Source organism: Mesorhizobium prunaredense, from assembly GCF_900156895.1.
GTDB lineage: Bacteria > Pseudomonadota > Alphaproteobacteria > Rhizobiales > Rhizobiaceae > Mesorhizobium > Mesorhizobium prunaredense.
In genome coordinates this window covers 412,147-424,311 of record NZ_FTPD01000023.1, presented here as the reverse complement: position 1 = coordinate 424,311, position 12,165 = coordinate 412,147, and the positions used below count along the sequence as shown (strand labels likewise).

Sequence of the window (12,165 nt, the reverse complement as noted above, 5' to 3'; positions counted from 1 at the left end):
GGCTTATTTCGGGTAAGGGCTGGTTCGGATAAAGGCTGGCATGCTCTACGACATCAGGCTCAATCTGCGTTACGATTATGATGCTGCAGCCGGCGGCGGCCGCCATCAGGTGCGCGTGCTGCCGCCGACGATATCGGGCGTGCAGCGCGTGATCGCCGCTTCGCTGTCCTTCGCGCCGGCGCCGAGCGAACGCTCCGACTTTTCCGATTTCTTCGGCAACAATGTCACGTCGATCGCCTTTCGCGATGCCCATGATGCGCTCGACATCAGGATGAGCGCGCGCGTCGCCGTCTCGCGGCCGGAAGCCGGGCTTGACGTGTCGCCCGACATTCGCCGGCTGCGGGAACAACTCGAAGCGGTGCGGTCGCTGTCGCCTGATACACCGCATCACTTTCTGGCCGCCAGCGACCATGCCGGCGTCGACGCTGATATCACGGGGTATGCGCGCAGCAGTGCCGGCAGTTCTGTCGTCGGTACCGCCATGGACCTGTGCAACCGCATTCATCGCGATTTCACCTACGATGGCGAGGCGACCACGGTGCAGACCCGGGCGAGCGATGCTTTCAGCCTGAAGCGGGGTGTCTGCCAGGATTTTTCGCACATCATGATCGCCGGCCTGCGCGGCCTCGGTATTCCCGCCGGCTATGTCAGCGGCTTCCTGCGCACCATCCCGCCGCGCGGAAAACCGCGACTGGAAGGGGCCGACGCCATGCATGCCTGGGTCAAGGTGTGGTGCGGGCGCGACACCGGATGGCAGGAATTCGATCCGACCAACGGCATGCGGGCAAGCAACGACCACATCACCGTCGGCCACGGCCGCGACTATTCGGATGTAGCGCCGATCGTCGGCGTCCTGAAGACGACGGGCGGACAGGTCGGCGAGCAGGCTGTCGACGTCATTCCGGTTGTGCTGGAAAAGGCATGACGGCAAGCGAGGCCGCAATCGATTTGTAGGCGCCGAAGGTAGACAGAGAAGACGGCCCGTCGAACGCACATGCGGTGCGCTGACATCATTCTGAACGCCGTTCGCGGAACCCGCAGCCGTTCCTGCGCTTATCTACGGGAAAATTTCTCGTGGAGAGGATATGCTGGACAAATCCGGATCGTCGTCTGGCCGATCGGCTGCCAATGAGGTTGCACCAAAAAACGGGGCGCCGAACAATGGCGGAGAGGCCTCGGCCGATCGAGCCTCGCTCACCTACCTTACCGATACCGAGCCCGGTATCCGTCGTTTCAGGGCCGGCAAGGGATTCTCATACAAAGGGCCTGACGGGCAGGGCGTCGACGGGGACACCATGGCCCGCATCAAGGCACTCGCCATCCCGCCGGCGTGGACGGATGTGTGGATCGCGCCGGATGCCAACGGTCACATCCAGGCGACGGGCCGAGACCAGCGCGGACGCAAGCAATATCGCTACCATCCGCAATGGGCCGAGGAGCGCGACGGCGTCAAATATTCGAGCCTGGTTGCCTTTGCAGAGAGCCTGCCTGGGCTGCGACGCCAGATCGACGCCGACCTGCGCCGTCACGGCCTGCCGCTGGAACGGGTTGTCGCCGCTGTGGTCTGGCTGCTCGACAACACGATGATTCGCGTCGGCAATGCCGCCTACGCCCGCGACAACAACAGCTTTGGGCTGACCACGCTGCGCGACCGCCATGTCGACATCGATGGCTCGAGCCTGCGTTTCGCTTTCAAAGGCAAGTCCGGCAAGGAATGGAAGCTGAAGCTCGTCGATCGCCGGATCGCCAGGATTGTGCGCGGGGCGCAGGATCTGCCGGGCCAGAAGCTGTTCCAGTATCTCGACGAGGATGGAAGCAGGCGACCGATCCGCTCCGACGACGTCAACCGCTATATCAGGGAGACGGCAGGGGCCGATTTCAGCTCCAAGCATTTCCGAACCTGGGGCGGCACCATCCATGCTGCGTCGCTGTTTGCGCAAACCGAACGACCCGAAAGCCAGGCACAACAGAAGCGGGTGATGAACGGCGTCATCGACAAGGTGGCCGAGCGGCTGGGCAACACGCGCGCCATCTGTCGCAGCTGTTACATCCACCCACAGGTTTTCGAAGCCTGGTCCGAAGGTCGGCTGCTCAGCGAAATGGCGGATGCGAACAAGCGGAAGCGATCGATAGCCGGCCTTGATGACGAAGAAGCGCTCGTATTGAGGTGGCTGAAGGCGCAGGAAAGCTGAACCGAACAGAGCAGCCACAGGCCTTCATTGTGCTGGCAGGACGTGATTTTTTTATCGACGTTGTGTCGGGATCGGTCCTACTGTTTCGTCCTTTGACAGAGAAAAGGACGCACCCATGCTCTACGCAATCCTCTGCTATGCCTCCGAAGACGTCGTCTGCTCGTGGAGCAAGGAACAGGACGATGCCGTCATGGAAAAACTCCTGGGCGTGCAGGAAAAATACGCTCGGGCCGGCCGGCTTGGCCCGGTGGCGCGGCTGCTGCCGACGACCGCTGCGACAACCCTGAGAAAGGTCAAGGGCGAATCGGTCGTCATCGATGGCCCGTTTGCCGAGACCAAGGAACAGTTTCTCGGCTTCTACACGCTCGAATGCGCCGATCTCGACGAGGCCGTCGACTTCGCGCGCGAGCTTTCCGAGGTCAACCCGAGCGGCGGCTCCTACGAGATACGGCCGGTTTCGCTCTTCAATCCCGCCAAGGTTTCCGCATGACCGACCTTACCTGGATCAGCACAGCGATCAGCACCGCCCGCCCACAGGCGATGGGCGCGCTGTTGCGCTACTTCCGCGATCTCGACGCGGCGGAGGAAGCTTTCCAGGACGCTTGCCTGCGAGCACTGAAGAACTGGCCGACAAACGGCCCGCCGCGCGATCCGGCAGCCTGGCTGATCTTCGTTGGCCGCAACAGCGGCATCGACGCGGTGCGCAAGCGCGCCAAGCAGGCGCCGCTGCCGGAAGAGCACCAGATCTCCGATCTGGAAGATGCCGAGACCGATATTGCCGAACGGCTGGACGGCGCGCACTACCGCGACGACATATTGCGCCTGCTGTTCATCTGCTGTCATCCCGACCTGCCGGCGACGCAGCAGATCGCTGTGGCGTTGCGCATCGTTTCAGGCCTGAGCGTCAAGCAGATCGCCCGCGCCTTTCTCGTCGGTGAAAGCGCCATGGAGCAGCGCATCACCCGTGCCAAGGCGCGCATCGCCGATGCCGGCGTGCCGTTCGAGACGCCCGGCGCGGTCGAGCGCTCCGAGCGGCTCGCCGCGGTCGCCGCCATGGTCTACCTGATCTTCAACGAAGGCTATTCGACCAACAGCGGCGAGGCACCGGCGCGCGCGCCGCTCTGCGAGGAGGCGATCCGGCTGGCCCGGCTGCTGCTCAGGCTGTTCCAGACCGAGCCGGAGATCATGGGCCTGACGGCGCTCTTGCTTCTCCAGCATGCGCGTGCGCCGGCGCGTTTCGACGAGAACGGCGAAATCGTGCTGCTCGAAGACCAGGACCGCAGCCTGTGGAGCCGCAAGATGATCGACGAGGGGCTGGCGCTGGTCGACAAAGCGCTGCGCCACCAGAAGCCCGGTCCCTACCAGGTGCAGGCGGCGATCGCCGCCCTGCATGCGCGCGCGGCAAAGCCCGAGGACACGGACTGGAACGAGATCGAGCTGCTCTACAGCCTGCTCGAGCAGATGCAGCCGTCGCCGGTGGTGACGCTCAATCGCGCCGTCGCGGTCGCCAAGGTGCGCGGGCCGGAAGCCGCACTTGCCATGATCGAGCCGCTGGAACAAAGGCTTTCCGGCTATTTCCACTTCTTCGGCCTTAGGGGTGGCCTGCTGATGCAGCTCAATCGTGGTGAGGAGGCGCGCATCGCCTTCGACCGCGCCATTGCGCTTGCCAATACGGCCGCCGAGGCCGCCCATATCCGCATGCATATCGACCGGCTGATGAAGGAAGGCGCCGTGCGGGGAACAGCACAGACAGCGCGCTGAACCAAATCGCTGGTTCAACGGTCTGACCTGGGCTTAGACCATGCCGGGGTGGCGATTTTTCCCTGAAACGAGTAATGCCACGCCATGACAGCGCCTGATGTGCCGATCGGCGCAGGGACGGCATGGCACAAGGGTGCATGTCGTTGTCCCAAAACCGCTGCGCACCCTCGGGCAGGCCAGAGGGCATGCTTTTGGGCGACATGCATTATGAGCGATGGGATCTGAAGGGAAAGAAAATGACAATTGCGAAGAAAACAGCCGGGTTACTGGCGAAACTGGGCGTTGCCGAGGCTGCGCTTTCAGGCGGCGATCTTATCGTGCGCAGTCCGGTGACGGGTGAGCAGATCGCCGCGCTGAAGACGATCTCGCCGGCCGGCGCGGCAGAGACCATCGACAGGGCGCATAAAGCCTTCCAGACATGGCGGCTGGTGCCGGCACCGAAGCGTGGCGAGTTGGTGCGGCTGCTTGGCGAGGAACTGCGTACCCACAAGGCCGAGCTTGGCCGGCTGGTGTCGATCGAGGTCGGCAAGATCCCGTCCGAAGGGCTCGGCGAAGTGCAGGAGATGATCGACATCTGCGATTTCGCCGTCGGCCTCTCCCGGCAATTGTACGGCCTGACCATCGCCACCGAGCGGCCCGGCCATCGCATGATGGAAACCTGGCACCCGCTGGGCGTCGTCGGCGTGATTTCGGCCTTCAACTTCCCGGTTGCAGTGTGGTCGTGGAACGCCGCGCTGGCGCTGGTCTGCGGCGACGCGGTGGTGTGGAAGCCATCGGAAAAGACACCGCTGACGGCGCTCGCCTGCGAGGCGATCTTCAAGCGTGCGGCAGAACGTTTCGGCGATGCTCCGGAAGGCTTGATTTCGGTGCTGATCGGCGATCGCGCCGTCGGCGAAATTCTGGTCGATCATCCTGATGTGCCGCTGGTTTCGGCCACCGGCTCGACCCGCATGGGCGGGGATGTCGGTCCGCGGCTGGCCAAGCGCTTTGCCCGCGCCGTGCTGGAGCTCGGCGGCAACAATGCCGGCATCGTCTGCCCGACGGCCGATCTCGACATGGCCCTGCGCGCCATCGCCTTCGGCGCCATGGGCACGGCCGGCCAGCGCTGCACGACGCTCAGGCGCCTGTTCGTGCATGAGAGCATCTATGATGCCCTGATTCCACGCCTGAAGAAGGCCTATGAAAGCGTCTCTGTCGGCAATCCGCTGGAGACATCAGCGCTGGTCGGACCGTTGATCGACAAGGCAGCCTTCGACAGCATGCAGAATGCGTTGAAGGAAGCCGCCGCACACGGCGGCAAGGTGACCGGCGGCACGCGGGTCGAGAATGGCCATACCGATGCCTATTACGCTCGTCCGGCGCTGGTCGAGATGCCCAAGCAGGTCTCGCCGGTGACGGAAGAGACCTTCGCGCCGATCCTCTACGTGATGAAATACTCGGACTTCGACGCCGTACTCGACGAGCACAATGCGGTCGGAGCGGGGCTGTCATCGTCGATCTTCACCCGCGACCTGCAGGAATCCGAGCGCTTCCTTGGCGTCGACGGGTCCGACTGCGGTATCGCAAACGTCAACATAGGCACATCGGGGGCCGAGATCGGCGGCGCCTTCGGCGGCGAGAAGGAGACCGGCGGCGGCCGCGAGTCGGGCTCCGACGCCTGGAAGGCTTACATGCGGCGCGCCACCAACACCGTGAACTATTCCAAGGCGCTGCCGCTCGCCCAAGGCGTGTCCTTCGACATCGACTAGGCTGGTGAGCCCTTGTCGTGGCGGTCGCAATGACCGCCACGATAGCGGCGCTGGAAGACGGTACGGGCCGTGACGATTGAAGCCGCCCACGTGGCTCTATGGAGCGGCTGATGTGGCCCACCCCATGTCGTTGAAACGTCAGCCGTGCCAACCCATATGTGCATTGCGTCGGATGTTTTCCTCCCATTGCGTCCGGCGCGTTCCCCTCTGGAGGTTTTGAACCTTCATGCCTGGCCGGACTTTAACAGTCCGACCTTTTTTTATTTGGCTGCCCTGTGAAGCTGCGCTGCCGCGGGCGGAGCATCCACGACCGAGCAGGCCGCGGTGGTGGCAGCGCACGGACGCCCAACCAGTATGACCAGCCCACAGAGCGCGTAATGTCGTGGCCATTTTTGTCACGCTCGACAGCGGCCCAGCCGTAGGGTGCGGCAACGGAAACTGCCATTTTGTCAGAAAATCCACTAGTCTCGCTTGGTTTGCGAGACGGCGAGAGATGCCCGACCTGAAACAGATGCCCGATAGGAAGCAAATGAGATTGCTCGGCATCGTGGCCGCGACGGCGCTCGGTCTGTATGTCTGCTATCTCTTGGCGTTGCCCTTTTTGCCCGCATTGACCTGGGCGCTGGTGTTGGCAATCATCCTGTATCCGGCTCATCGACGGGTCGAAGAAAGGCTCAGGAATCAAAATCTGGCTGCACTGATATCGGTGAGCGTCGCGGCGGTGGCGGTCGGCCTGCCGCTCATCTTCGTGGCACAGCAGCTTGTTCGCGAGGCGGTAAACGGCGCCACCTATATGGAGGAGGTCATCCGGGGCTGGAACACAGATGCCTTCGTGTCGGACTATCCCAGGCTTTCGGCTGTTGCCCAGTGGATCGAGAACCAACTCGATCCGGCCGGCACGGTCGCCGCATTTGTACAATGGCTGACGGGACAAAGCACATCGCTGTTGCGCGGCTCGATCAATCAGGCCGTGATGTTCGTGCTGACATTCTATCTGCTGTTCTATTTTCTGAGGGACCGTGAACCCGCCCTGCGGGGGATCGTGCGTCTGTCGCCCCTGCGTGCACCGGAGACGGCATATTTGCTGTCCCGCCTTGCCGAGACGGTCCATGCGATCCTGATAGGCACCGTGCTTGTCGCCGCTGTGCAGGGAACGCTGGGCGGCCTGATATTCTGGTGGCTCGGCCTGCCCACTCCGGTGTTCTGGGGCCTGGTAATGGGACTTCTTGCCATCGTCCCGGTGCTTGGCGCATTCCTGATCTGGGTGCCGGCAGCGATCTATCTCGCGCTGGAAGGGGCTTGGGCGAGCGCAGCGATCCTGACCGTCTGGGGCGGCGGCGTCGTCGCCGGCATCGACAATCTGCTCTATCCGATGCTTGTCGGGAGCCGGCTGCGGCTCCACACAGTGGTCGCCTTTATCGGCGCGGTCGGTGGCATCGTCCTCTTCGGAGCATCCGGGCTTGTCCTCGGCCCTGCGGTGATCGCGGTCACCGTCAGCCTCGTTGACATTCTCAAGAAACGATTGAACGACCCACCAGGGGCGGAACTGACGCCAAAGCGCGACACAAAGCCATCACGTCAGTCGAGAGCCACGCCTGGTCGTGAATAAGCACGCCACGCGCCACTAGTTCGATTCTAGACCTAAAGAACGTGGAAGGCCGTATCGCTCGCGAAGGCTGCGCTTACCCTCGGCGTCGAACGCTTCCGAACCTCCAGCAAAGGCATCACGTCATCGATTGAGCTTTGCAGGTCCGACCCAATAATCGAGGCTTGCCGAGGCAAGCGGGTTGGCTTTCTGTCATGCGCCAACCGGCCTCGTGACTGCCGAGACCAAGGATCACGGCATTGAGATGCATGTGCCGCGGTGGGTTCATTTTTCGCCGGCCAGATAGGCGTTGGTGTAATAGGCTGCGAAATCGGGTCGTTCGCCGGCCGGGTTTCCATCGCCGTCGCGCAGGGCGCCGGCCTTGAACAGGTAGTCGCCGATAGCCTCCATCTTTGCGGGATCGATCGTGCCGATCGCGCCGGTGGGGCTTTGCAAATAGTGGCCGTCGACCAGCGCCTTCAGTGATGCCTCGATCAACGGTCGGTCGGTCAACACGTCGCTGTTTGCTGCGATCAGGATATTAGCCGCTTCTTGCGGATGTTCGACGGCGAAGGCATAGCCGCGCCTGGTCGCGGCGATGAACGCGGTTGCGGTGTCCTTGTTCTTCTCGAGGTAGGCCCGGCTCGAGCCAATGAAGTTGGTATGTTGGTCGGGAACGCCGAAATCCGCATAGCGGAAGGTGCGCTGGGCCTTGCCGTCGAGTTCCGCCTTGATCCCCTCCCAAGTATAGACTTCGAGCGTAAAATCGACTTTGCCATTGGCCAACGCCTCATAGGCGGAGGTGCCCAGCGTCACTGTTTCGAAATTGCCCCCGCCGCCGTCATGGCGGATGATGGTGCCGATCAGCGCATTCTCCCAGGCGCTGCCGAAACCGCCATAGGTCAGGCCGTCCAGATCCCTTGGGGACTGTATATCGGCGCGGTCGGCGTTGAACACCAGCCTGCCGGTTTCCGTCTGCATGATGGCATAGGTGGCGACGAGGTCGGCGCCGGCCGTGCGCTGGGTAAACAATCCTATGGAACTCAATATGCCGAAATCGGCCACGCGGTTGGCGATCAGCGTACCGGCCGCAGTGTCGCTGTAGGGCAGGATCTGCACGTCGAGCCCGGCCTCGGCGTAGAAGCCTTTCGCCCGGGCGACATAAAGCCCGACATGGTTTGTGTTCGGCGTCCAGTCGAGCGCGACGGTGACAGTCTGCTGGGCTGACACGGACGTGACGGGTCCGAGCCCGGCGATCAATGCGGCAGCGATGAATAGGCGTCTGGAAAGCATGGTCATGTCCTTTGGGCGGGCTGTGGGTCGAGCAGGGTATCGAGGATGTCGGCTTCGATGGCGCTGGCTTCCGGCGAGGCAAGATCCTTGCGCGGGCGCGAAAGAGGTATGGCGATTTCGCGCAGCACCCGGGCGGGGCGGCGGCTCAGCACATAGATGCGGTCGGACAGGAAGACCGCCTCGCGCACGTCGTGGGTGATCAGCAGGACGGTCCAGCGGTGTCGGTCCCACATCGTCTGAAGCCAGCGCTGCATGCCGGTGCGCGTGAGGGCGTCGAGTGCGCCGAACGGTTCGTCGAGCAACAGCATGGCGCGGTGCTGCACGACGGTACGCAACAGCGCGGCGCGCTGGCACATTCCGCCTGAGAGCTGCGCCGGATACTTATGCTCGAAGCCAGCAAGGCCGAATTCGCCGAAGAGCGACGCCACCTCGTCACGCGCCGCCTTGCGGGACATGCCCTGCACTTCCAGGCCGAGCGCGGCGTTGTCGATAACCGTGCGCCAGGGCATCAGGGCATCGCGCTGCGGCATCAAGGCAAACGGTCGGCGCGCGTCGGCCAGTGGCCGTCCGTCGAAGTCGACATCGCCGCCGTAGCCATCGAGACCGCCGGTCAGCAAGCTGAAGATCGTGGATTTGCCGGCTCCGGAGGGGCCGAGGATTGAAACGAATTCGCCCGGCTCGACATGCAGGGTGATGCCGGCAAGCACGTCAATGTCGCCAAAACGCTTGCTGACCTGACGCAACTCCAGCCGCCTGCTCATGATTTTCGTGCGGCATCGAGCCGCTCCCATGGCATGGCGGCGCGCTGGATCAGCGCCGTAGCGGCAAACAGGACCAGCGTAAGCAAGGCGCTGACCAGCACGGCCGCCAGCACGAGATCGGACCGGAAATTGTTCTTGGCGTTGAGCATGTAGATGCCGAGCCCTTTGGCCGCACCGGCATATTCCGCGAAGATGGCGCCAACCACGGCATAGGTGATCGAGATGCGCAGCCCGGCGAAGAAATAGGGCAGCGAGGAGGGCAGGCGGGCCAGCCGGAAAATGCGCATGCGGGAAGCGCCCATCGAATGCAGAAGCGCCGAGATGTCGCGATCCGTCGATGCATACCCCTGCACCAGCGCGACCAGCATGGGAAAGAAGGTCACGAGGGCGACCAGCATGATCTTCGGCGTCAGCCCGAAGCCGAACCAGAGCACGATCAGCGGGGCGATCGCCACCAGCGGCAGGGTCTGGCTGATGACGAACAGCGGGAACAGGGCGCTGCGCAGCGGTTTGAAGAAGTCGATCAGCATCGAAAGGATGAAGGCAACGGCCAGCGAACAGGCGAAACCCGCCAATGTGGCGCTGATCGTCGGCACGGTGTTGTCGAACAGCGCCTGGCGCTGCTGGATGGCCTGGGCGAGAACGCGTGACGGCGCGGGCAGCGTGGTGGGCGAGATGCCCGAGAGGCGCGCATAGAGCTCCCAGGCCAAAACCAGCGTGCCGACCGATAGCAAGGCCGGTCCAACCTTGCCGAACAGGACTGCGATTCGCAGCGTGGCGGAGAATGGTTGGGACATGCGAGACCTCTGGCGCGAAAGATCAGCGCGGGGCCGGGCCGTTGGCCGAAACCGCGAGGTCGATCGTGAGGTCGATCGTGACATGGCTTTCGAGCGGTCCGACCGGCAGCGTCAAAATATCGTCTGTCCCTATGCGCAACCGTTCGCGGCAAGGGTCGAGCGCATCGAGCCCGGAGACGCCGACGAAATCGCCAATCATCGGATAAAGAGGGAACATCGGAAAAAGAGAAATCTGTGCGTCAGAAAACATCGCCCGCCTCGCTCCGCTGGTATTATCCAGATCAGCTCTAGGGTTTACGGGCTTGCAGCCCATCTCTCAGCCCCGGCGATACGGAGCACCCCTGTGGATGGCGGCAATTAAACAGATATGGGGTGGCGCTGCAAGTCTGCGGCCGACCCGTGAAACCTCCAGAGGAGATGCGGCGCAGTCTATTCGATCGCAGCGGGTGCGGAGAAAGGCGTCGATCGGGTGGACAGTCTCCCGTTCGTCGTCCCATTATCGAAGCCAGGCGTTTGGTGAGTTGTGGAAGCATGAAGATTGCATGCGTTGTAGGCAGCGGGTTCCTCTTTCGTCGAGGACAACCGCGCTTTGTTGGAGAGCCAAATGCAAGAATTCCTTCTTTTTGTGATCGTGGGGTTTTTAGCTCAGGCTGTGGACGGAGCTCTCGGCATGGCCTACGGCGTGGTTTGCTCGACAACACTACTGGGGTTTGGCGTGTCTCCTGCGCACGCTTCGGCTTCGGTTCACGCGGCTGAGCTGTTTACCACGGCGGCTTCGGGTTCGGCTCACCTCTATCACCGCAATATCGACTGGAAGCTTTTCTGGCGGCTGATGCCATTTGGCGTGCTCGGCGGCGTTCTCGGCGCTTTTGTGCTCACCTCGTTTGAAGGGGCCGTCATGAAGCCATATGTGACCATATATCTCGCGCTCGTCGGAGCTTGGCTCCTGTTCCGTTCCTTCCGGCGGTTCCCAAGCAATCCGGTCCCTGCAGCCGTGGTACCTCCGCTTGGACTTGGTGGTGGATTTCTCGATGCCGCAGGGGGTGGCGGATGGGGACCCATCGTGACGACAGGCCTTCTCGGTTTTGGCGGGACGCCCCGCTACGTTATTGGTACGGTTAATGCCAGCGAGTTCCTCATCACGTTGTCGGTGTCTCTGACCTTCCTGTTTGCGTTATTGACGGGCCATTGGGCGGAGGCAGGAGAGCTGGCAGAAAATCTAGTCGCCGTTGCCGGCTTGGTCCTTGGCGGCGTGATCGCAGCGCCGATCGCCGGATTGATGGTGAAGTCGATCGCAGAAAAGACGCTTCTCAGGCTCGTTGGTACTCTCATCATAGTGCTGGCGGGCTGGCAAACCGCGCAACTCTTCGAACTGGTGTAACTGAGGCACATCGAAAAAGTTGTCGGCGTCGCTTCCCTGGCGGCCGTGCCGGAGACAAAAACTCAATTCCCAAATGGAACGAAGAGGCCCCGTTGTTGTTTGGATGCCCTGGACAACCGGAGGCAGAGTCAATGAAAAGATTGGTTGCAACAACAGGGTTGGCGCTGGCGGTCGCGATGCCTGCAGCGGCTCAGGACGCCGCGACCGCGAAAGCCGAATTCGTCAACATGGCTGGCGAGAAGAATGGAACGGCCACGCTGACCGAGGCGGCGCAGGGTGTGCTGATAGAGTTGGAGGTGACGGGACTGCCGGCGGGCGAATGGGTTGCGTTCCATGTTCATGAGACCGGAAAGTGCGATCATCAGACCGGCCATGACTCGGCCGGTGGGCACTTCAATCCGACGAATGCCGAACATGGATATCTCACTGGGAAAGGCCCTCACGCGGGCGATATGCCAAATCAGCGGGTCGGCGCCGACGGCGTTTTGCGTGCTCAGGTGTTCAACAGCATGGTCAAGCTGGATGGTGGAGAAACGGCGATACGAGGCAAGGCATTGATGATCCACGGTGGACAGGACGACTACAAAAGCCAGCCTGCCGGTGATGCCGGAAAACGTCAGACCTGTGCCGTGATCGAGTGAGAAAAC

Annotated in this window: 12 protein-coding genes and 1 riboswitch; of the genes, 8 read left to right on the top strand and 4 right to left on the bottom strand. The window is 62.5% G+C overall.

Annotated features, from left to right (window positions below):
* The first annotated feature begins 40 nt into the window (after positions 1 to 40).
* The 6 genes from BQ8794_RS19695 (at position 41) to BQ8794_RS19670 (ending at position 7,310) form a co-directional block, all read left to right on the top strand.
* Positions 41 to 925 (top strand): transglutaminase family protein, encoded by an 885-nt coding sequence (locus tag BQ8794_RS19695; protein ID WP_077380302.1) that lies wholly within the window; start codon positions 41 to 43, stop codon positions 923 to 925.
* A gap of 160 nt (positions 926 to 1,085) precedes the next feature.
* Positions 1,086 to 2,192 (top strand): DNA topoisomerase IB, encoded by a 1,107-nt coding sequence (locus tag BQ8794_RS19690; RefSeq protein WP_077380301.1) that lies wholly within the window; start codon positions 1,086 to 1,088, stop codon positions 2,190 to 2,192.
* A gap of 115 nt (positions 2,193 to 2,307) precedes the next feature.
* Positions 2,308 to 2,682 (top strand): YciI family protein, encoded by a 375-nt coding sequence (locus BQ8794_RS19685; protein WP_027153193.1) that lies wholly within the window; start codon positions 2,308 to 2,310, stop codon positions 2,680 to 2,682.
* Positions 2,679 to 3,953 (top strand): RNA polymerase sigma factor, encoded by a 1,275-nt coding sequence (locus tag BQ8794_RS19680; RefSeq protein WP_077380300.1) that lies wholly within the window; start codon positions 2,679 to 2,681, stop codon positions 3,951 to 3,953. Before BQ8794_RS19685 ends, BQ8794_RS19680 begins: the two co-directional genes overlap by 4 nt.
* 236 nt (positions 3,954 to 4,189) lie before the next feature.
* On the top strand, positions 4,190 to 5,701 hold the full coding sequence (amaB, locus tag BQ8794_RS19675; protein ID WP_077380443.1) for an L-piperidine-6-carboxylate dehydrogenase: 1,512 nt from the start codon (positions 4,190 to 4,192) through the stop codon (positions 5,699 to 5,701).
* A gap of 493 nt (positions 5,702 to 6,194) precedes the next feature.
* Positions 6,195 to 7,310 (top strand): AI-2E family transporter, encoded by a 1,116-nt coding sequence (locus BQ8794_RS19670; RefSeq protein WP_077380299.1) that lies wholly within the window; start codon positions 6,195 to 6,197, stop codon positions 7,308 to 7,310.
* Between the two features lie 261 nt (positions 7,311 to 7,571).
* On the opposite strand, the gene BQ8794_RS19665 is transcribed toward BQ8794_RS19670, so the two are convergent.
* From BQ8794_RS19665 to BQ8794_RS19650, 4 genes are all read right to left on the bottom strand, one after another.
* Positions 7,572 to 8,585, bottom strand: coding sequence for an ABC transporter substrate-binding protein (locus BQ8794_RS19665; RefSeq protein ID WP_077380298.1), 1,014 nt, complete (start codon positions 8,583 to 8,585; stop codon positions 7,572 to 7,574).
* Positions 8,582 to 9,340 (bottom strand): ABC transporter ATP-binding protein, encoded by a 759-nt coding sequence (locus tag BQ8794_RS19660; protein ID WP_077380297.1) that lies wholly within the window; start codon positions 9,338 to 9,340, stop codon positions 8,582 to 8,584. Before BQ8794_RS19660 ends, BQ8794_RS19665 begins: the two co-directional genes overlap by 4 nt.
* Positions 9,337 to 10,137, bottom strand: a complete 801-nt coding sequence (locus BQ8794_RS19655; protein ID WP_077380296.1) for an ABC transporter permease — start codon at positions 10,135 to 10,137, stop codon at positions 9,337 to 9,339. Before BQ8794_RS19655 ends, BQ8794_RS19660 begins: the two co-directional genes overlap by 4 nt.
* A 22-nt stretch (positions 10,138 to 10,159) precedes the next feature.
* On the bottom strand, positions 10,160 to 10,387 hold the full coding sequence (locus BQ8794_RS19650) for a hypothetical protein (RefSeq protein WP_077380295.1): 228 nt from the start codon (positions 10,385 to 10,387) through the stop codon (positions 10,160 to 10,162).
* Positions 10,378 to 10,490: riboswitch (TPP riboswitch) on the bottom strand. (Overlaps the previous gene by 10 nt.)
* 251 nt (positions 10,491 to 10,741) lie before the next feature.
* Here BQ8794_RS19650 and BQ8794_RS19645 point away from each other — a divergent pair.
* Together BQ8794_RS19645 and BQ8794_RS19640 are read left to right on the top strand one after the other, a co-directional pair.
* Positions 10,742 to 11,518 carry a sulfite exporter TauE/SafE family protein gene (locus BQ8794_RS19645; RefSeq protein WP_077380294.1) on the top strand — a complete coding sequence of 259 codons (777 nt, stop codon included), beginning with the start codon at positions 10,742 to 10,744 and terminating at the stop codon, positions 11,516 to 11,518.
* 131 nt (positions 11,519 to 11,649) lie between these two features.
* Entirely contained in the window at positions 11,650 to 12,159 is a 510-nt protein-coding gene (locus BQ8794_RS19640; RefSeq protein WP_077380293.1) for a superoxide dismutase family protein, read from the top strand.
* The last annotated feature ends 6 nt before the right edge of the window (positions 12,160 to 12,165 follow it).